The organism is Amycolatopsis thailandensis, assembly GCF_042723255.1.
GTDB classification, from domain to species: domain Bacteria; phylum Actinomycetota; class Actinomycetes; order Mycobacteriales; family Pseudonocardiaceae; genus Amycolatopsis; species Amycolatopsis thailandensis.
Genome location: NZ_JBHXJK010000015.1, coordinates 11,957 through 31,597, shown reverse-complemented (window position 1 = coordinate 31,597; position 19,641 = coordinate 11,957). Strand labels below are relative to the sequence as shown.

Sequence of the window (19,641 nt, the reverse complement as noted above, 5' to 3'; positions counted from 1 at the left end):
GTTCTTTTGTGGGTCGTGTTGGCCCGCCCCCCCCACACCTCCGGGCCTTCGCCGCCGCCCGAGACCGCATGCCTCGGGGTGATGGGGACTTTCCGCGCGTGTGATGAGGGGAAAGTCCCCTTCGCCTCGCAGATCGCCGTCGCGCGCCGGTCCGTGAAGGCCTCCTTGAGAGACCCAGGGTCCCTCGACACCCACTGGGCCACGATCGCGGCCCAGTCACTCAACTGCGCAGAGCAGTAGGCCCCACGTGGTGAGTGTTCGGCGCGAGATGCTTTTGAACCGTCTGAAGCTTAGGGAGATGTACCCAAGAATGTTGGCTTAGCGCTTGCTCATGCCCCGCTGTTACCCAGGCTGAAGCAGTCGACCGCGAGAGCCTGTCCAGGCGACTCGAATGGACAGTTGGACGGGGCGGCCTGCCCGTTTCCGAGCGCCATTTGGACACCGGACTACCCGCGTACTCTGCGGAATCGCCGGGTTCCCGGACACCCCGACGAGCAGCGAGGAGCATCATGCCCGAACAGCGCACCGCCCTGGTCACCGGAGCCAACCGAGGGCTCGGGCAAGCGGTCGCCGCCGAACTCGCCCGGCGTGGCCTGAGGGTCGTGCCCACGTCACGGCAGCCGGGCGAAGCGGGCGTGTCGCAGGTCTTGGACGTCACCGACGCCGCAAGCGTACGGAGCGCCGGAGAGCAGGTCGGCGAGGTGGACGTGCTGATCTGCAACGCGGGTGTCCTGCTCGATCCCGGCAACGATCCGCTGTCGGTGCCGCTGGATCTCGTCGAGCGCAGTCTGGCGGTGAACCTGCTGGGCGGCTGGCGGGTGGCACAGACGTTCCTCCCGGGGATGATCGCCCGAGGCTGGGGCCGGGTGGTCTTCGTCTCCAGCGACGCCGGTTCCTACGACCGGGGCCTTTTCACCGGCGCACCGGGCTATTCGGTGTCGAAGGCGGCGCTCAACGGACTGACCATGATGCTGGCCTCGCATACGAAGGGATCCGGGGTGCTGGTGAACGCGGTCAACCCCGGTCCGACACGGACCAGGATGATGCCGATGGCGGAACGATCGGTCGAGGAGTCCGCGAACGACATCGTCCACGCGGCCACCCTTCCCGATGACGGCCCGTCCGGAATCCTCCTGGAGAACGGACAACCCGCTCCCTGGTAACGCATATTCTCGAAGCTTTCGCGCTTAAGACGGCAGGTCGGCGCACACCCTCGCGAGCCACGTAACGACGTCGGCGGACCCGCCGACCCTCGTTGTGCGGTGACCGCTATCGGAACGAGGGTGCGCGTGGCGATCGAGGCCGGCCTGATGAAGATCGGTGGCTCCATCGCCACCGCGTGCGGGAAGCTCTGGCTCGCCGAACGCAAACGAAAGGCCGAACGCGAGCTCGGTCTCGCCGAACTCGCTCAAGCGCGGGGACTCGGGCTGCTCCCGCAGCAGAGGTTGCAGAAGCAGCTGAAGGAACTGACCGAGACGATCGCGAAGAAGCTTTCGGTCGCCGTCGCCACCGAGTTCCCGCGGCTGCCGGACAACGAACGCGCGGCGGCCATCGACGCCGTGGTGAAGACCCTGGATATGGCCGACCTCAGCGACTCCGCCCTGTTGCGCGCGGACATGAGCCTCGACGGACTCGAAGAGGCGCTCGCCGAGCCGGTGCGTGTGGTGCTGGCCGGTGCCCATCTGGGCCCGGAGACGACCGCGTACTTCGAGCTGGTTCTGTGGGAGGCCGTGGCGTACTTCGCCGAGATCATCGTGTCCCTGCCGGGGTTCCAGAGCCGGGCGCTGCGCGAGCTGCTGACCCGCGAGTCCACGATCATCGACAGCCTGCGGGAGATCTTCGATCGCATGCCGCAACGCTCGGACACGGGGGAGCGGCCTGTCACGAAAGCCGAGATCGCCTATTCGCGGGAGATCGCGCGCAAGCTCGACCTCGTCGAGTTGTTCGGCGTGACCTCGATCAGTCCGAAAAGACGGCTGCCGTTGAGCGTCGCGTACGTCGGCCTGACGGTCCTGGCCGATCGCGGCCGGGGAGGCGCGATGTACCGGCTGGAAGACGCCGACGTCGCGAGATCGGTCGACGAGCGCGGCGTCGAGGCGGTGCTCTCGCAGAACCCGCGGCTGCTCGTCCGCGGCGAGGCGGGATCCGGGAAGACGACGTTGCTCCGCTGGCTGGCCGTCAACGCGGCCCGCGCCGGTTTCGAAGCGCCGTTGCAGCGCTGGAACGATCTGGTGCCGTTCTTCGTCCAGCTACGGCGGTACAGCGACAAACCGCTGCCCGGACTGCAAGACCTCAACGCCGGCATCGGCTGGCAGGTGATGGCCGACGCGCCGCGGGGGTGGATCGGCTCGGTACTGAAGGACGGCCGTGGCCTGATTCTCGTGGACGGCCTCGACGAGCTGCCGGAGTCACGGAGAAAGCACGTCCACGACTGGCTCGAAGACCTCGTCGCCGCGTATCCGGGCTGCCGTTACGTCCTGACTTCGCGCTCGCCCGCGGTCACCGACGACTGGCTGGAGAACGCCGGCTTCCGGCACGCCGAACTCCAGGCCATGAGTCCGAGCCATGTCGCCCTGTTCGTCCGCCACTGGCACGAGGCGGCGGGAGTCGACGAATCCGAAGAAGGACGACAGGACCTCGAAATGCTCCGGGGCAGGCTCGTGGCGTCGATCGACGCGAGTCTGGCGCTCAAGAGCCTGGCGACGAATCCCTTGCTGTGCGCACTTCTGTGCGCCCTGAACCGTGACCGGCGGAGCAGCCTTCCCACCCGCCGGATCGAGCTCTACCGGACCGCGCTGGAGATGCTGCTCAGCAAACGCGACTCCGGCCGCGACGTGGTGGACAAGCTTTCGGAAGAGCTCTCCGTCGACGACAAACTCCAGGTCCTGGCCGACCTTGCCTACTGGTACACGGAAACCGGGCTGGCGACGGCCGAGCGTGATCGCGTGCTGTACCAGATCGAGCTGAGCCTGCGGAATTTCAGCGGCCGCCATCTCGACCCCGAAGACGTCTACCGGCATCTCCTGCTGCGTACCGGTGTGCTGCGCGAGCCGGTCGTGGGCCGGGTCGACTTCCTGCACAAGACGTTCCAGGAATTCCTGTGCGCGCGCAGGATCATCGAAAGCGACTTGGGCGAGAAGCTGATTTCGAAGATCCGGCACGAACAGTCCTACGAGATCATCGTCATGGCGGTGGGGCAGGCGCGCCCCCGGGAGCAGAACCGCATCTTCACGAAGCTCCTCCGCAAGGTCGCCGCGGCGGAGAACGAAACCGATCGCAAACGGCTCAAGCTGCTCGTCGTGCGTTGCCTGGAAACCGCGAACAGGCTCAGCCCGGACCTGTACGAGGAGGCGCTGGACGAGATCCGGGAGATCATCCCGCCCCGCACCCTCGACGAGGCAAGGTCACTGGCCATGAGCGGCGCGGACGCCCTGCGCTACCTGACGGTGTCCGACCTCCGGCCCGACGAGGCGGTGGCCAGCATCCGGACCGCGGCGCTGGTCGGCGGAACGGAGGCACTCGAACTCATCACCGCGATCGCCGAGCGCTACTCGTTCGCTTCGATCGGCGACGAGCTCGTCAGCGTCTGGCCGTTCTTCGAGTCTGTCGAGTTCGCCCAGCGCGTGTTCAAGAAGGCGCCTTCGGACGCGATGACGCTCGTCTTGGACGACATGACCGTGCTACCGGGGGTGGAGGTTTCGCCGTTCTCCGCCGTGGTGTGCGAGTTCGCCGGCGCGGTGAAACCGGCCGACCTGGCGACCGCGGCGAATCTGCGGACGCTCGTGGGCGCACGCCTGTCGGGCTGTCCGGCGGCAGCCGATCTGTCGTGGCTGCGAGACTGCGACGGTCCCGTGGCCACGGTCTCGGCGACGCGCTGCGAGAACCTGCGCGACATCAGCGCACTCGAGTCGCTGCCCGGTCTCACTCGGCTGAGCCTGCTCGACATCGCGCCCTCGGTGGATTTCTCCCGGCTGGCGGAGCTGAAAGGACTGGTCGAGCTCGAAGTGGGGCCGACCGACCAGGTCACGGCTTCGCACCTGGTCACCAGCCTGCCGGACCTCGAAACGCTCGGACTGAGCAGCTGTATCGGGCTCGCGTCGATCAGCGACCTCGGCGCGCACGGGTCGTTGCGGCGGCTGAGCCTCGACGACTGCCACGCGCTCACGCGGGCGGGCGACCTCACCGGATTGCTGCCCAGGCTCGAATCCCTCGTGCTGGAGGAGATTCCGCAGCTGGAAGATCTCGAAGGCACGGGCGGCGCGGGGCACGTCCGGTCGCTGGCCGTCCGCTGGTGTGATTCGTTCGCCTCGCTCGAAGGGATCGAAGCCTTCACCGGACTCGAAGAGCTGTCGCTGATCGAGCTGCGCTCCCTGTCGGACCTGTCCCCGCTGGCCGAGCTCAAGGAGCTGAGACGGCTGAGGCTGCGGGATTGCCGTCGCGTCCGCGACCTGTCGATCCTCGATCGGCTGCCACGGCTACGGGTCCTGGACACCGTCGGGTCCGGCGTCCAGCCCACTCCGCGTCACCTCGCCGCGTATCCGCGGATCCGGTTCTCGGACAACACCAGGGCCCAGGCACGCGACGACTGGTGATCGCGCCGACTCCTTGACAGCCTCCGGCCTCGTTCATACATTCATACAGGCGTTGTCAATCTGTATGAATGACGCTGGGAGTTGATCCGCATGCGACTCGGCAAGACCGCCGTCGTCCTCGGTGGCAGCGCCGCCGGGCTCTGTACCGCCGGAGCACTCGCCCCGTATTTCGACCGGGTCCTGGTACTCGAACGCGACGAGCTCCCGGCCGAGGCCGAACACCGGCGCGGCGTCCCGCAGAGCAAGCATCCGCACTTCCTGCTGAACTCCGGCCGCCGCGCGATCGGCGCGCTGTTCCCCGGGTTCGAAGACGACCTCATCGCCGCCGGCGGGCTGCATCTCATGCCGTCCATGGACGCCGCCTACCTCGACGGCGAAGGCTGGTCGGCGCGCAAACGCAGCGCGATGACGATGATCTACAGCTCACGGATCCTCATCGAACGCGTGCTGCGCGACAAAGTCCGGGAGTTGCCCAACGTCGAGATCCGCGAAGGCGTCACGGTGAGCGGATTGACCACACGTGACGGCGAAGTCATCGGAGTCGGCCTGTCCGGCGACGAGCCCGTCGACGCCGAATTCGTGGTAGACGCGATGGGCCGCGGTTCCTCCGTCGGTGCCTGGCTGGCGGCGGCGGGCTGGCCCGAGCCCGAGGTGCGGACCCTCGACGCCAAGGTCACCTACACGTCGCGCTGGTACGACCTGCCCGCACCCGACGAGCGACCCGGGTCCTGGTGGTGGCAGCACCTGGTGATCATGCCGACCCCCGACAAGGGCACGCATCCGGACGAGCACGAGTTCCTGGTGAACTTCTTCCCGATCGAGGGCAACCGGGTCATCGCGTGCATGGGCTCGTGGGGACTCGAAATGCCGCGGACCACCGAGGCCTTCGTCGAGTCGGCCCGCCGGGTGCGGGCACCGCTGTTCGCGGCCGCGATGGACCGGTCCACCCCGACGTCCGAGGTGCACCTGACGCGGTCGACAGGCAACAAGTGGCGGCGCTACGACAAGCTCCGGACCCCGCCGGGACGGCTGGCGTTCGTCGGGGACTCGATCTGCGCGTTCAACCCGTTCTACGCGCAGGGAATCAGTTCCGCCGCGGGTTCGGCGCTGCTGCTGCGCGAGCACCTCGCCCACGCCGATCGTCTCGACGGGCAGTTCTCTTCGGCTTTCTTTGCCGCGCAACGAAAGTTGCTCAACGTCCCGTGGAGCCTCGCGATGGCGAGGGATCAGGGTTACGCCTGCGCCGTGGGCACCGAAAAGGCCGGCGAATGGAAGCGCCGCCTGCTTTCGGCGATGTCCGGACCGGCGTTCAGGCTTATCGTCGGCGCCGCCCGCGAGGACGACGTGGTCGACGAGCACTTCGCGAAGGTGTTCAACCTCGACGAGTCGTTGCGCGACATGATGACGAATCCGAGGGTGATCGCCGGGCTCCTGCGCTACCGGGTGCGGGCCGCGCTGGGGCGGCACCGGGTTCCCTTCGACTTCGACGCCCGCGCCGAACCGCCGGTCACGGACTATTCACCGGGAGGCGGCGCCGCGAAACCGGCGGTCTCCCGATGAGCGCCGTGTGCGGGCCGGACGCGGAGGCCGTCACACGCGGTCTCGGCTTCGACTGCCACGACGTCACCCCGTGGCTCTCGATCCGCCCTCCGTGGGAGGCGGCGCATTGGACGATGCCGCTGCTGGAACTGCTCGTTCTCGGCGGAGCCGTCTTCGCGCTGGTGCACGCCGTCCGCCGTCATCGTCAGGGCGATTCGACGAACCTGGCGTTGTGGTGCGCTTCGCTGGTCTACCTCTTCGTCATCGAACCACCGCTGTACTTCCCGGAGTGGTTCGGCCTCGAAGGTCAGTATGGATTCATCTTCGCCCACAATCGGTTCACCGTGCAGTTCATGTGGGACCGGCTGCCGCTCTACATCGTGGCGTTCTACCCGATGATCAGCCAGCTCGCCTACGAGCTCGTCCGGTCACTCGGGATCTTCCGCGCCCGCGGCGCGGCGATCGGCGCGGTGGCGGTCGCTTTCGCCTGTCAAGTGTTCTACGAGGTCTTCGACCATCTCGGCCCGCAACTGAAGTGGTGGGCCTGGAACGGGAACAACCGGATCGTCAACCACCCGGCACTGGATTCCGTGCCGATGAACAGCATGCTGCTCTTCGCCTCCGTTTCGATGGGCGCGATGACCTGGCTGGTGGTGCGCCTGGCGGGCGGACCACGGCGCGGCTGGTCGCTCGCGGGTCGCGTCGCGCTGGCGGGTGTCCTCACCCCGCCGACCATGGCGATCGCGGGCCTCCCGTCGAGCCTGTTCGACGGGAACACGACAGCGCAGGCTTGGATTCTCGGCGTCGAGCTGGCCTCGCTGTGGGTGGCGGGCACCTGGATCTTCGTCCGGCACCGAAGCCCCGGCGACCCTTTGACGCCCTTCGCCCGGGTCTACCCCGCCGTCTACCTGGGCGGGCTGGCCGTGTTCTGGCTGGGCGCCTTGCCGGGCCACCTCTCCGCCGAGGGTGGCATCACCGAAGACGGCACCCCGGTCGGGAGCGGGCTCTACGTGCTGGCGTGCTTCGCGGGCGCCGGGCTGATGCTGGCCGCGCTGTACCGCGTACGTCGTGGGACACCTGCCACCGTCTGAGATTCTTCGTTCGGGGAAGATGGAGCGATGGGGCACCACGGATGGCAGGGGAACCCACCCGGAACCGAGCAGGAGGCTCGCCGCCGGATCCTCGACGCGGCGATGGCCTGCATCGACCGGGTCGGCCTCGCCAAGACCAGCCTCTCCGACGTCGCCGCGGAGGCGGGCGTGACCCGGCAGACCGTCTATCGCTACTTCCCGAGCCTTGCCGACATCCTCGGCGCTGTCGCGCTCGACAGGGTCGAGGAGTTCGCGAGGCGGATGGAGCGGCATCTGGCCTCGTTCGGCGGCCCCGCCGAGGTCGCCGTGGAATCCGTGGTGTTCGGCGTCCGGGCGGTCCCCGAAGATCCCCATCTCGGGCTGCTCCTCAAGGCGGGTGAAGCCGACGTCTTCACCATCGCGGTCGCCTCGTCGCAGTCCTTCTCGCTCGGTGCGCGGATCCTCCGCAACGTGCCGGTCGATTGGAAAGCCGTGGGCGTCACGACGGACGAGGACTTCGAAGGGCTCGCCGAAATGCTGATGCGGCTGTTCCTCTCGTTCCTGCGATACCCCTCGACCCCGCCCCGCACCGACGACGAACTCCGGGCGCTGGTTCGCCGCTGGGTCGGTCCCGCCCTGACCGCACGTCCGTGACAATCCAAACCCGTGAAGTATCGACGCGGATGGTAGTTATTCACCGACAATAATCAGGGTTCTTGCCCGTCCTTCACGATGCTGCCACCCTCGCCGAAGACGATCATCGGCGAAAGGGGAGCGCATGGGATGGTGGTGGCGGGAATTCTCCGGCGCCGCACCGTGGTCGCTGCTCGTCGCCGCGGCCGGTGCGGGCGTCGCCGAATTCGTGGCGCGGCTTCGCGGGAAACGACGTCGCCCGTTCGCGGTCGCCCTGGATTTCGCTTTGCTGGCTTCACTTCTCGCGGTACTGCTGGTCGTTTTCGTCCCGGCGCCGACGGCCGCGCGTGGCTCGTCGGTGAGTCTTCATCTACTGGCGGACGTCCTGCCCGTCTTCAGTGACCGCCCGGACGTGGCCGTGGTTCAGTTGGCGGGCAACGTTTTCCTACTGGCACCGTTCGCGCTGCTGATCCCGGTGCGCTTCGGCGGGGCGTCGGTGCCCCGGATCGTCGTCTCGGCGTTCGCGGTGTCCGTCTCGATCGAATGTCTCCAGGTCTGGCAGGACGCCGGCCGGGTCGGCTCGCTGGACGACGTGCTGTGCAACACGGCGGGCGCCGCGCTCGCGGCCTGGTGCGGAAGTCGGTGGCGTGGCCGGACGGCGCCGTCGGGCACGGTCCGCGTGTGGCATCGGTCGGGAATCGAGGTCCATCGCCCCGGACCGGCGAACGCCCGCCGGGGGCAACGGCTGATCGGCCGCGTGACCCTGAGCGACCTTCCGCCGATGGCCGAAGGCGCGACCCTCGAAATCACCCTGTCCGAATCGGACGGTGGAGCGCTGCTCGTCTCGGCTCAAGCCTCGGTGGCGGCGTGAGCGCTACCTCGGCCGAGCGCCCGAGAGGACCGCGTCCAGGCTGGGGAGCCATCGCTGCCGGGGATCGGGTTCCACGAGCCATTCCGCGTGGGCCTCGACGCGTCCGGAGTCGGCGGGCAGGGGGAGCAGCGCACCCCAGGCAAGCACCTCGACGTGCCGCGGCAGGGCGATCCGAGGCGGGATCAGCCCATCGGTCTCCGCCAGTACGGCGACGCGCGGACCCTGCTGGGTCAGCACGGTCATGGCAGGACCCTCGCAACCGGTCTCGGCGAGCCGGGCGACGACCTGATTGCCGTGGATCTTCGGCAGGGTCACCGCGCAGATGCCGTTCCCCAGTACGAGGAAGGGCTGCGTGCCACGCCATTTCAGCGACCAGCCGAAGAGCCGGCCGTAGAAGGCGTCGCCTCGGGGGCGGATCGAATCCCGTGACGAGAGGGACTCGTCCGGAAGCACTTGCTGGTCCAGCGACATCGTCGGCGCCTTCCGAACGGCGGGTGGGGAGTCTCCTCAGCCTAACGGCACTCAGTGTCACTAGCAAGTCTGCTGCTACCGTCCCGCTATGACCGATTCGCCGCGCCGAGCGCCGGTGACCAGAGCCGGGGCGACCCCCGCGGGCAGGCGCCGCCTCCGTCGTGCGCTCGCCGCCGCGGCCGTGGACCTGTTCGTGGCCAAGGGATACGAAGCCACCACGGTGGACGAGATCGCCGCGGCCGCCGGGGTCGGTCGGCGCACGTTCTTCCGGTACTTCGACGCCAAGGACGACGTGCTCTTCGCCAACCACGACGAGATCGTGGCCGAGATGGAGGAGACCTTCGCCGGCGCGGATCCGGAGCGTGAGCCGGTGGAGATGGCCTGCGCCGCCGTCAGCCTCGTCCTCGAGTCCTATGCCGCGGAACTCGACGTTTCGCTCAAGCGGTTCACGCTGACGCGGACGGTGCCTTCGTTGCGGGACAAAGAGGTCGCGACCGTCGACCGCTATCAGCGCGTACTCGCCCGTTACCTGCGGGCGCGGTTCGCCGAACAGGGCGACGAGACGGCGAGCCTGCGGGCGGACGTGGCCGCCGCGGCGATCGCGGCCGCCAACAACCACGTGCTCCGGCGCTGGCTGCGCAGCGGCGGACAGGACGACATCACCGCGAGCGCGGCGGAAGCCTTCGCGCTGGTCATCGACGCTTTCCGGGGCGAACGCACGACAGCAGGGGAAACCACGGTGGTAGCCGTGATGACGACGGCGACACCTCTGCACGCCGTCATCGCCAAGGTGAACGCCGCCTTGAACGAGAAGTAGGCCGTCTGGCACTCGGTGCCACGAACTGTGTCGACTACGCAGGGTGAGTCGATCCGAAGGTAGGGTCACACCTGATGATCGACCGACAACGCCTGCGGGCGTGGTGGGCCGCCCTGCGGTACACGGCCTTCACCGGAACCGACGCCCCGCCGAAGCGTTCGGCGGGGTTGCGCTGGCTGCGCCTTCTCACGATCGTCGGCTGGGCGTTCTGGTCGGGTTTCGTCACGTTCTCGACCGTTTCGGTATTACCGCCCGCGAAGACGTTCAACGTGCTCGTCACCGTGCTGCCCTGCCTGCTCGCGGTGCGCTCGCCGCTGTGGGGATGGCGCCTGCTGATCGTCGGCATCGTGACCACCCCGATGACCCTGCCCGGTATCGCCGGCGCCTGGGGCTGGCATTGGGCGCCCGGCCTCGCGCTCACCGCGGCGCTCGTCTTCTACCTCGTGGGGGAGAGCAACGACCAGGCGGAACTGACCTGGGCGGGGCTGATCTCGTTCGCCGCCGCGGCGCCCTTCGTCCGGGACTGGCGGGACGCGGCCCTGCTCGTGATGCTGGGCGGGATAGCGTTCTTCCTCGGCAACACGGTCCGCCAGCGCAGGCTCGCCGAAGAAGAACGCAGGGCGCAACAGGAACGACGGCTCGCCGAGGAGGCCAGGGCGGCTCTCCTGGAAGAGCGCGCGGGCATCGCGCGGGAGCTGCACGACGTCGTCGCGCACCACATGTCCGTTCTCGCGTTGCGGGCGGACTCGGCCCGGTTCCGGTTCGCCGATCCGGGCAAGAACGGTCGCGAGGCCGAGATCTGGCAGGAGTTCGCCGACCTCGCCGGAACCGCCCGTGAAGGCCTGACCGAACTGCGCAGACTGCTCGGAGTGCTCCGATCCGAGGATCAGGCCCTGCTGGTCGCGCCGCAGCCGGGCCTGGCCAGGGTGGTCGAACTCGTCGACGGGGTGAAGGCCGCCGGGACCGCGTGCGAGCTCGAGCTGCGTGGCGACCTCGACGCGGTCCCGGTCGGGGTCGCGTTGTCGGTGTTCCGGATCGCGCAGGAGGCGCTGAGCAACGCGATCCAGCACGCTCCCGGCGCGTCGATCTCCGTCGAACTCGCGGCAGGCAGGGAATCCGTCCGGTTGTTCATCGAGAACGGTCCCGGCGACAGTCCGAAGAGGACAGATCAGACAGGGGGCGGGCACGGTTTGGTCGGCATGCGGGAGCGGGCCGCTATGCTCGCCGCGGAGCTCGAGGTGGGGGAGAGGCCGGACGGTGGTTTCCTGGTCGCCCTGACCGTTCCACTCGATCCCGAAGGGCAAGCGAAACCGTGATCTCGGTGGTCATCGCCGACGACCAGACCATGGTCAGGCAGAGTTTCCGTGCCGTGCTCGACGCGCAGGCCGACATGCGGGTGGTCGGAGAAGCCGCGGACGGGACCACCGCCGTCGCGCTGTGCGCCGAACTCGAACCGGACGTCGTGCTGATGGACGTGCGCATGCCCGAACTCGACGGGATCGAGGCGACCCGCCGGATCGTGGCGGGGCGGCAGGAAGTCCGTGTCCTGATCCTCACCACGTTCGACATCGACGAGTACGTGTTCGGCGGGCTGCGGGCGGGCGCCAGCGGGTTCCTGCTGAAGGACTCCCCGCTGGACGACCTGGTGACCGCGGTCAGAGTGGTCTCCGCGGGCAACGCACTCTTCGCGCCCACGATCACCAGGCGGCTGATCGGCGAGTTCACCCGCACCCACGCGTCCGCGCACACCGGCCACTCCCTCGTGGCCGAGCTGACCGCGCGTGAGACCGAGGTTCTCCGGCTGATCGCGCGCGGCCTTTCCAACGGGGAGATCGCCGAGGCGCTGGTGATCGTGGAACAGACGGCGAAATCCCACGTCAGCAGGGTGTTCGCGAAGCTCGGGGTGCGTGATCGCGCGCAGGCTGTCATGGTCGCGTACGAGGCGGGCCTCGTCGTTCCGGGCACCACGTCCTGATACCGGGCGCGACTTCAGCCCTTGAGCTCCGCCCGAAGGTGTTCCGCGAGGCGCACGGATGCCTCGATCTCTTCCCGCCTGATCGACACGCTCTCGACGTTGATGCCGAACGGCACGCCCAGGCCGCGGCAGTAGGACATCAGTTCGGTGGCCGCCGCGACGGCCACCTGATACGACGTTTCGAGGGTGTCGGTCGCGTGTCTGAGGTCGTTCTCGATCCACCGCGGTACGTCGACGCCCAGCCATCGCAGGAAGTCGAGGGTTTTCAACGATCCGCAGACCGAGAAGGTGAAGACGATCGGAACGGGCGCTTGTCCGCGTGCGACGCATTCGTAGTGGTAGTCGGAGACGAGGTTCTTCGCCGCGTTGATGTCGTAAACCACTTGGGTCACGAAGAACCGGCAACCGGCCTCTTGCTTCGCCAGCAGCCGCAGGTGTTCATCGTCCCGGCGGCTGTGACGTTCCGGAATCGCGACGCCGCCGAGCGACAAACCGGGGTTGGCGTCGCGCCGCAGTGCCTGGGCGTCGGCGAGTGACGTCATGGCGTCGACCTTGCTGGACGAGGCACCGACGAGAACCGTCATCACCCGCGCCGGGTCCTGGGCCGCCAACCAGGACCGCAGCTCCGACGGCGCGTACTTTCCGACCACCCGATAGACGATGACCGGGGTCTGCCAGCTCGCGAAGTTGTTCGCGAGGTAGTTCGCGGGGTCGAGGGTCGGCGAGAACGGGAACGGGCGCTGCGCCGGGTTCCGGGCCGCTTCGTCATCGATGTCGTAGAGGATCAGGCCGTCGAGCTTCAGAGGGCGCAAGCGAGCCATGGTGGCGTCGGCGATCTCTTGCACGCGATCGTGAGCGGTGGCCAGGCGTGGTGGTGTCAGGGAGAACAGCAGGAACTCACCCGCGGCACGGTCGATGAGGCGCACAAGGTCCATGAACGGACCGTAGCCGAAGCCGGAGAACCGGCGGCGCACGCCAGGTGCGACCCGGGTAGGGGGTCGCGCGAGATCCGATACCGGGGTAGTGGCGCCGAAACTGGTCCCCAGGGCGATGTTTCCCGGTTCGCTTCCCGAGATCGTTTCCCCATGAAGTGGTCGAAAGAGTTGCGTGCCAACCCGGTGCCGGTCGTCGTCGGCGGGGCGATGGCCGTGCTCGCCGTGGTCGCACTCGTCTGGTGGATTTCGGATACGCCGCTCGGCATCGATTCGGCGGTCTACCGGGCAGGCGGGTTCGCCGTCGTCCGTGGAGAAAGCCTGTACTCACCGCTGCGCGCGCTTCCCGGCTGGGCACTGGATCTGCCGTTCACCTATCCACCGTTCGCCGGGTTGCTCTTCACGTCGTTGACCGCTCTGCCCACCCAGCTGTGCTGGGGCCTGCTCGCACTGGCCGCGGCCCCGTCCCTCTACTTCGCACTTCGGCCCTTCGCCGCCCGGGCGCACCTGCCGGTGCTCCTGGTCGGTGCCTTCGCGCTGCAACCGGTGTGGCAGACCATCGGCCTCGGACAGGTCAATCTCGTGCTGATGGCCGCCGTGGTGGCGGACATGTTCCTCCTCCGCGATTCGCGCTACCGCGGGATCGCGATCGGGATCGTCGCGGCGATCAAGTTGATCCCGCTGATCTTCATCGTCCATCTGTTGGTGGTCAGGCGGTTCGCCGACGCGGCCCGGGCGCTGGCCGTCTTCGTCGGGGTGACGGCGTTCGCGATGGCCGTCCTCCCCGGAGATTCCTTGCGGTACTGGACCTCGGCGATCCTCAACGCCCATTTCGCCGCGACGAAGGGCTGGGTGGGGAACCAGTCATGGCAGGCCTTCGTCGCACGGACGATGCCGGACGGGACGGCGGCCACGGTGGTGATCGTGGCGTTCAGCGCGGTTTTCGCGACGCTGGCGATGTGGCTCGTGCACCGGCTCCACCGCGCCGGTGACGATCGTGCCGCACTGCTGGTCACGGCAGGCTGCTCCCTGCTGCTCAGCCCGATCTCCTGGACGCACCACTGGGTCTGGGTGGTGCCGGCGCTCGGCCTTCTCGCCGCCAGGGGACGTCGTGGGGGAGCGGTGGCGATCGCCGTCCTGTTCACGGGATGGACGGTCGCCGTCGTACCGGGGGGCGGTGGTGCCGAGCGTGACTGGACCTTCGTCGAGGCGATCGTCGGCAACGCGTACTTGATCGTGCTCGTCGCCGCAGGACTCGCCTGTCACCTTCGATTCTTCAGAATGTATAACGGCCTATACCGCACGGCGAACGCGAAAAACAACGTCAACCTTTAGGCAAACCCTCATCGACAAGAGCCGAGAAGAAGGTCCGTACGTCTTCGGCGAGCAGGTCCGGTACTTCCATCGCGGCGAAGTGGCCGCCGCGATGGAACTCCGACCAGTGCCTGACGTCGTAGAGTCGCTCGGCCAGTGGGCGCACCGATCGGGTGATGTCGTACGGGAAGACGGCTACGCCGAGTGGTACGCGGCAAGGCGCGCTCCCTCTCGGTGCGTCGTGGTGCAGCCGCGCGGAGGAGGCCGCGGTAGCGGTCAGCCAGTACAGCGAGACGTCGGTGAGCATCCTGTCGTCGCTGACCGGCGAACGAGGGTCGGTCCACTGTGCGAAGCGTTCGGCGATCCAGGCCAGCTGGCCGACGGGCGAGTCGGTCAGCGCGTAGCCGATGGTCTGCGGGGTGGCGGCCTGAAGTGCTTGGTACGGCGGGCGATTCGCCATCAGCTGCCGGACCTTGTCCAGCCGGGCTTCGTCCTCTTCGGACAGTTCGACTCCGGTGTCCGGATCCGGCCGGGTCGGCAGGTAGTTCACGTGCACCCCGACAACCTGCTCCGGCGCCACCGCGCCGAGTGCCATCGAGATCCCCGAACCGAAGTCACCGCCCTGTGCTCCGTAGCGCTCGTACCCGAGGCGGCGCATCAGTTCGGCCCAGGCTCGGGCGATCCGGTCGATGCTCCAGCCGCGTTCGTGGGTCGGACCGGAGAAGCCGTAACCGGGGATGGAGGGAATCACCAGGTGGAAGTCGCGTGACAGCGGCTCGATCACGTCGAGGAACTCCAGGAAGGAGCCGGGCCAGCCGTGGGTGAGGATCAGCGCGAGCGCGTCCGGGTTCGTGGACCGGACGTGGACGAAGTGGATGTTCTGGCCTTCGATCTCGGTGGTGAAGTGCGGGAGCTCGTTGAGTTCGGCTTCGTGGGCGCGCCAGTCGTATCCGGTGCGCCACCGCTCGGCCAGCTCTCTGAGTCGTGCCAGCGGGAAGCCGTAGTCCCAGCCGGCGTCGGCGACCTCGTTCGGCCAGCGGGTGCGGGAAAGCCGGTCGTTCAAGTCGTCGAGGTCGGCTTGGGGGATTTCGATGCGGAAGGGTTTGATCAAGATCCGGCGCTCCAGTCGATCATTTGGCAACTAAACGTTTGCGTGCCCAACGATAGCGCAATCGTTCGGGTACCCAACGATTCGTTAGACTCGTCACATGGAGAACTTTTCGGAAGAGCCGCACGCCAGGTGGCAGGAGTTGCCCAGCTGGCTGCTCACCCAGACCGCGAACCACGCGCATCGCCTGGTGACCGACGGGTTCTCCGCCGTCGACGCCCGTGGCTATCACTTCCGGGTGCTGGCGACGTTGGACGAGTTCGGGCCTGCCAGCCAGGCGACACTGGGCCGCCGCAGCGGCATCCACGTGAGCGAGATGGTCGCAACGATCAACGAGCTCGCCGAGCGCGACCTGGTCGAACGCGCCCCGGACCCGGCCGATCGGCGGCGCAACGTCATCTCGCTGACGGCCGCGGGCAAGCGGCAGCTCCGGCGACTGGAAAAGCAGCTGGCCGAGCGTCAGGACGAACTGCTGGCGCCGTTGTCGGCCGATGAGCGGGAGCGGCTGGCCGCGCTGCTCACGAAGCTGCTGGAGCACCACGACCGGCGGACCGGGGAGGGCTGAAGGCGTCCTTCGGCACGTCAGACGAGGTGAAAGGCCCCTTCGCTCCTTCTGCCGTGGCCAGGGACCGTGCGGCTTGCCATCCGGGGAGAGGGGTGTGTCCGGCCGGCCACCGGACCGGTCACGCGGGCCAGTGTGGTTTCAGGTGATCCAAAGGGCCCGAAATCCACGCGGCTAGAAGCCCTGAACCGACGCGAGAAACGCCTGGCGGGCGTCGGAAGTGCTGTGTTGCGGCCAAAGCGCCTGAAGAGGTACGTGCACTTCCGGCCGCAGCGCGATGACCTGGACCGCGCCGCCCGCGGCCGGCCCGGGCGAGGCGGTCACGAAGGCGACACCGTCGCTGTCGAGTACGGCGGTGACCGGTGGGGTCCCCTGGATCGGGTTGCGGCGGACGCGGGGCTCGAATCCCGCGTCGCGGCAGAGGTTGACGAGCAGATCGGTGTATCCGGACCGGCCGGGATTTCCCCAGACGATGATCTCCTCGCCGTCGAGGTCACTCAGGGCGAGATCGTCCCGCCCGGCCAGGCGGTGGCCCGCGGCGACGGCGACGTTGAGCCGTTGCCGGATCAACGTGGTGCCGACCAGGCCGTGCGCGAGGGTCAGCGCGCGGCCGAGGCCGAGGTCGAGTTGGCCGCCGAGCAGCTGTGCGACGAGTTCGTCGGGGTAGCGCTGGTTGACGTCGATGATCAGCTCGGGGTCCGTGTGGTGTTTGCGCAGCAGTGCGGTGACTTCGTCTCCGGTGACGGCGGGGGTGTGGCCGACGCGGAGTCGTTCCGGTTCGCTCCGGCCGATGCGCCGGGCACGCTGGACGGCGGAGTCGGCGATGCCGTGCAGGAGGTGGGCGTCGTCGATCAAGGCCTGTCCGGCGGGGAGGACGGTGACCCCGGTGGCGCTCCGCTCGAGCAGGGGGACGCCTACTTCCCGTTCGAGCGTGCGCACCGAGGTCGACAGCGCCTGCTGGCTCAGGTGCAGCCGGGCCGCCGCGCGGGTGAAGCTGCCTTCTTCGGCGACGGCGATGAGGTGGTTCAGCTTGTACAGATCCAGGCCCACCCCGGTGTTCCCCTTCGCGTTCGGTCTGCTGCGTCCTGATCAGACTAGGGGTCAGCGGGTGGTGTAGCCGCCGTTCGGGAACAGGGTCTGGCCGGTGAACCAGGCGCCGTCGGTGGCCAGGAAGCGGATGATCGGCACGATGTCCTCGATTTCGGTGAGTCGTCCGCCCTTGGCCTGCGACTTGTGGAATTCGACCCGCTCGGGGGTTTCCTGCGGGTAGAAGAACGGGGTGTCCATCGGGCCGGGGGCGACGACGTTGACCGAGATGCCGCGCTCGGCGAACTCCTTGGCGGCGGCCCTGGTGAAGTGCTCCAGCGGGGCTTTGCCGCCGGCGTAGGTGGAGTAGCCGTCGGTGAAGGCCGCCAGGAGCGAGGTGCCGAGGCTGATGATCTTGCCGTTGTCGGAGAGGCGTCGTCCGGCTTCCTGGATGAAGAAGTAGGCGGCTTTGGCGTTGACCGCGAACATGCGGTCGTAGTCCTCCTCGGTGGTTTCGAGGATCGGCTTGCGCAGGACCATGCCGGTGGTGTTGACCGCGATGTCGGCGCCGCCGAAAGTGTCGACGGCGGTGTCGAAGAGGCGGCGGACGTCGGCGACCCGGGTGAGGTCGCCTTGGACGGCGATGGCTTCGGAGCCCGCGTTACGGACGGCTTCGACGGTCTTTTCGGCGTCGGCCGCGGAGGCGTCTCCGTGATAGTGGACGACGATCTTGGCGCCGGCCTGGCCGAGGGTGGCGGACAGGAGTCCGCCGAGGTTCTTCGCGCCGCCGGCGATGACCGCGACCGTGCCGTTCAGGTTCTGTTCGCTCATGTTCCCGACGGTAGGAGCCGGGGGTGCCGGCTGGGAAACACAAGATCGAGGTGGGGTCACAAGCCCGGTTTGTGGCGTTTCCCACGTACTCCGGTGTGCGATTCTTCGGAATCGAACGGCGAGATGACCTCGCATTGTGGACACTCTGAGCGTGCTCCGTGAAGTCGACGACCTCGATCAGACCGCTGTTCCCGAGACGGCGCCCCGGCAGGGGCGTCCGGCGCGTGTGACCGAGAGAGCCCTCGACAGGCTGGCGCGGTCGCCCTATCCGAGGGCGATCCTGCTCTACCTGGTGATTCGTACGGCGAGTGTCCAGTTGCTCGATCTGCTGGCCGCCCGGCGTGGTGCGACGCTGACCGATCGGCTGACCGCGTGGGACGGGCAGTGGTACCTGCGGTTGGCGGTGCACGGGTACGCCGATCTGCCGGGGACCCTGGACGCGGCGAGGCAGCCGTACTCGGACGCGCCGATGGCGTTCTTTCCGCTGTATCCGAAGCTTGTCGGTGCGGTGATGTGGCTCGGGTTCGATGTCGTCACGGCGGCGCTGGCGGTGTCGGTGCTGGGTGGTCTGGTGCTGGCGTGCGGGTTGATCCGGATCGGGCGGGCGGTGTCGCCGGAGCGGGGTGATCGGACCGGGTTGCTGCTGGTGGCGTTGTGGGCCGGGGCGCCGATGGCGATCGTGTTCTCGATGGCCTACACGGAGGCGATGTTCTGCGCGTTCGCGGTGTGGGCGCTGGTGGGTGTGCTGGAGCGGCGCTGGTTGCTGGCCGGGTTGTGCGCGTTCGGGGCGGGATTGTCGAGGTCGACGGCGGTGGTGCTGGTCGCGGTGGTGGTCGTCGCGGCGTTGATCGCGGTCTTCCGGCGTACCGACAAGCGCTGGTGGGCGTTGGTGGGTGCGGTGATCGCGCCGCTCGGGGTGGTGGGGTACCTGGGGTTCGTCGCGTACCGGACGGGGAGCTGGACCGGGTGGCAGGACATCGAGCTGCGGGGTTGGAACACCGAGTTCGACTTCGGGGTGGAGACCGCGGATTCGGTGCTGACGCGGTTGACGGGTGACGAGTCGGTGTTCAGCACGCTGACGGTGCTGTTGCTGCTGGGGGCGGTGGCGCTGGCCGTCGTGGCGGTGTTCGTCCGGGTGCCGTGGCCGTTGACGCTGTACGGCGCCGGGGTGTTGTTGCTGGCGATCGGCACGCGGGGGCTGCCGGACGCGAAGATCCGGTTCATCCTGCCGGCTTTCCCGGTGTTGATCCCGATCGCGATCGGGTTGTCGAAGCGGCGGACGGCGACGGCGGTGGCGGTCGCGGCGGCGTGGGTGGTGCTGGGTGCGTGGTTCTCGGCGCATGCGCTGACGGCGTGGCGGTACGCGATCTAGATAGCTTGCCGGTTGCGGTGGTCGGCGACGTGGACTCTGGTGGCGCAGCGGGTGGAGCAGAACCGGCGGCGTCCGTTGCGGGAGACGTCGACGTAGACGGTTTCGCAGCCTTCGCGTGAGCAGACGCCGAAGCGGTCCGGGGCGTCGCAGACGAGGTGTGCGAGTCCTCCCGCGGTGTAGGCCCGGACCCGGGGGACCGTGCCGGCCTGGGCGTCGACGTAGTGCAGGTGGGGTGCCTTGCCGTCGTGGGTGGAGATGTAGGGCTTGGACGCGGAGTCGTGGAGCAGCGCGTTGACGAGGTCGACGCGGGCGGCGGGTTCCGCTTCGAAGACGTGCCGGAGCCGGGTGGTCCAGGCGCTGATCTCGGTGGCTTCGTAGGCCTCTACGGCGGGGACGGTCATGCGGTCTTTGAAGATCGCGGTCAGGGTGGCTGGGTCGGCGGTGTCGGCGAGGTTGATCAGGTCGGCGGCGATCTGCGCCGCGGCACCGCCGTAAGGGTTGAAGTGCATTGACTCATTACAGCACGAT

At 68.2% G+C, this 19,641-nt stretch carries 18 protein-coding genes; 12 read left to right on the top strand and 6 right to left on the bottom strand.

Features of this window, described 5'->3' with window-relative positions:
- Positions 1–509 precede the first annotated feature (509 nt).
- From ACFWMR_RS08715 to ACFWMR_RS08690, 6 genes are all read left to right on the top strand, one after another.
- Positions 510–1,163 (top strand): SDR family NAD(P)-dependent oxidoreductase, encoded by a 654-nt coding sequence (locus tag ACFWMR_RS08715; protein ID WP_378274132.1) that lies wholly within the window; start codon positions 510–512, stop codon positions 1,161–1,163.
- 126 nt (positions 1,164–1,289) lie between these two features.
- Entirely contained in the window at positions 1,290–4,592 is a 3,303-nt protein-coding gene (locus tag ACFWMR_RS08710; RefSeq protein WP_378377963.1) for an NACHT domain-containing protein, read from the top strand.
- A 90-nt stretch (positions 4,593–4,682) separates the two neighbouring features.
- Positions 4,683–6,152 carry an FAD-dependent oxidoreductase gene (locus ACFWMR_RS08705; protein ID WP_378377962.1) on the top strand — a complete coding sequence of 490 codons (1,470 nt, stop codon included), beginning with the start codon at positions 4,683–4,685 and terminating at the stop codon, positions 6,150–6,152.
- Positions 6,149–7,222: a hypothetical protein gene (locus ACFWMR_RS08700; protein ID WP_378377961.1), complete on the top strand. Its 1,074-nt coding sequence runs from the start codon at positions 6,149–6,151 to the stop codon at positions 7,220–7,222. The genes ACFWMR_RS08705 and ACFWMR_RS08700 overlap by 4 nt, the downstream gene beginning before the upstream one ends.
- Positions 7,223–7,249: 27 nt before the next feature.
- Entirely contained in the window at positions 7,250–7,855 is a 606-nt protein-coding gene (locus ACFWMR_RS08695) for a TetR/AcrR family transcriptional regulator (protein WP_378377960.1), read from the top strand.
- A 124-nt stretch (positions 7,856–7,979) separates the two neighbouring features.
- On the top strand, positions 7,980–8,705 hold the full coding sequence (locus tag ACFWMR_RS08690; protein WP_378377959.1) for a VanZ family protein: 726 nt from the start codon (positions 7,980–7,982) through the stop codon (positions 8,703–8,705).
- A 3-nt stretch (positions 8,706–8,708) separates the two neighbouring features.
- Here ACFWMR_RS08690 and ACFWMR_RS08685 read toward each other — a convergent pair whose 3' ends face one another.
- Positions 8,709–9,176 carry a glycogen operon protein GlgX gene (locus tag ACFWMR_RS08685; protein ID WP_093938557.1) on the bottom strand — a complete coding sequence of 156 codons (468 nt, stop codon included), beginning with the start codon at positions 9,174–9,176 and terminating at the stop codon, positions 8,709–8,711.
- Between the two features lie 88 nt (positions 9,177–9,264).
- Here ACFWMR_RS08685 and ACFWMR_RS08680 point away from each other — a divergent pair, with 88 nt between their 5' ends.
- The 3 genes from ACFWMR_RS08680 (at position 9,265) to ACFWMR_RS08670 (ending at position 11,968) form a co-directional block, all read left to right on the top strand.
- A complete protein-coding gene (locus ACFWMR_RS08680; RefSeq protein WP_378377958.1) occupies positions 9,265–9,993 on the top strand; it encodes a TetR family transcriptional regulator in 729 nt (242 codons plus the stop codon).
- A gap of 74 nt (positions 9,994–10,067) precedes the next feature.
- The gene (locus ACFWMR_RS08675) at positions 10,068–11,309 is read left to right on the top strand and encodes a sensor histidine kinase (RefSeq protein ID WP_378377957.1); all 1,242 of its coding nucleotides are present in this window, start codon (positions 10,068–10,070) and stop codon (positions 11,307–11,309) included.
- Positions 11,306–11,968, top strand: a complete 663-nt coding sequence (locus ACFWMR_RS08670; RefSeq protein ID WP_093938560.1) for a response regulator transcription factor — start codon at positions 11,306–11,308, stop codon at positions 11,966–11,968. Before ACFWMR_RS08675 ends, ACFWMR_RS08670 begins: the two co-directional genes overlap by 4 nt.
- Positions 11,969–11,982: 14 nt before the next feature.
- On the opposite strand, the gene ACFWMR_RS08665 is transcribed toward ACFWMR_RS08670, so the two are convergent.
- The gene (locus tag ACFWMR_RS08665; RefSeq protein WP_378377956.1) at positions 11,983–12,903 is read right to left on the bottom strand and encodes a methylenetetrahydrofolate reductase; all 921 of its coding nucleotides are present in this window, start codon (positions 12,901–12,903) and stop codon (positions 11,983–11,985) included.
- A gap of 150 nt (positions 12,904–13,053) precedes the next feature.
- Here ACFWMR_RS08665 and ACFWMR_RS08660 point away from each other — a divergent pair, with 150 nt between their 5' ends.
- On the top strand, positions 13,054–14,235 hold the full coding sequence (locus ACFWMR_RS08660) for a glycosyltransferase 87 family protein (protein WP_378377955.1): 1,182 nt from the start codon (positions 13,054–13,056) through the stop codon (positions 14,233–14,235).
- On the opposite strand, the gene ACFWMR_RS08655 is transcribed toward ACFWMR_RS08660, so the two are convergent.
- Complete coding sequence (locus tag ACFWMR_RS08655) at positions 14,225–15,325, bottom strand: epoxide hydrolase family protein (protein WP_378377954.1); 1,101 nt, start codon at positions 15,323–15,325, stop codon at positions 14,225–14,227. The two genes, ACFWMR_RS08660 and ACFWMR_RS08655, sit on opposite strands and share 11 nt — an antisense overlap.
- 97 nt (positions 15,326–15,422) lie before the next feature.
- Here ACFWMR_RS08655 and ACFWMR_RS08650 point away from each other — a divergent pair, with 97 nt between their 5' ends.
- Positions 15,423–15,887: a MarR family winged helix-turn-helix transcriptional regulator gene (locus ACFWMR_RS08650; protein WP_378377953.1), complete on the top strand. Its 465-nt coding sequence runs from the start codon at positions 15,423–15,425 to the stop codon at positions 15,885–15,887.
- 171 nt (positions 15,888–16,058) lie between these two features.
- Here the strand turns inward: ACFWMR_RS08650 and ACFWMR_RS08645 are convergent, their stop codons facing one another.
- On the bottom strand, positions 16,059–16,934 hold the full coding sequence (locus ACFWMR_RS08645) for a LysR family transcriptional regulator (RefSeq protein WP_378377952.1): 876 nt from the start codon (positions 16,932–16,934) through the stop codon (positions 16,059–16,061).
- A 51-nt stretch (positions 16,935–16,985) separates the two neighbouring features.
- On the bottom strand, positions 16,986–17,741 hold the full coding sequence (locus ACFWMR_RS08640) for an SDR family oxidoreductase (protein ID WP_378377951.1): 756 nt from the start codon (positions 17,739–17,741) through the stop codon (positions 16,986–16,988).
- Positions 17,742–17,892: 151 nt separating this feature from the next.
- Between ACFWMR_RS08640 and ACFWMR_RS08635 the strand changes: the two genes are divergently transcribed.
- On the top strand, positions 17,893–19,113 hold the full coding sequence (locus ACFWMR_RS08635; RefSeq protein WP_449224318.1) for a hypothetical protein: 1,221 nt from the start codon (positions 17,893–17,895) through the stop codon (positions 19,111–19,113).
- Here the strand turns inward: ACFWMR_RS08635 and ACFWMR_RS08630 are convergent.
- A complete protein-coding gene (locus ACFWMR_RS08630) occupies positions 19,110–19,622 on the bottom strand; it encodes a CGNR zinc finger domain-containing protein (RefSeq protein WP_378377949.1) in 513 nt (170 codons plus the stop codon). The genes ACFWMR_RS08635 and ACFWMR_RS08630 overlap by 4 nt on opposite strands.
- Positions 19,623–19,641: the final 19 nt, after the last annotated feature.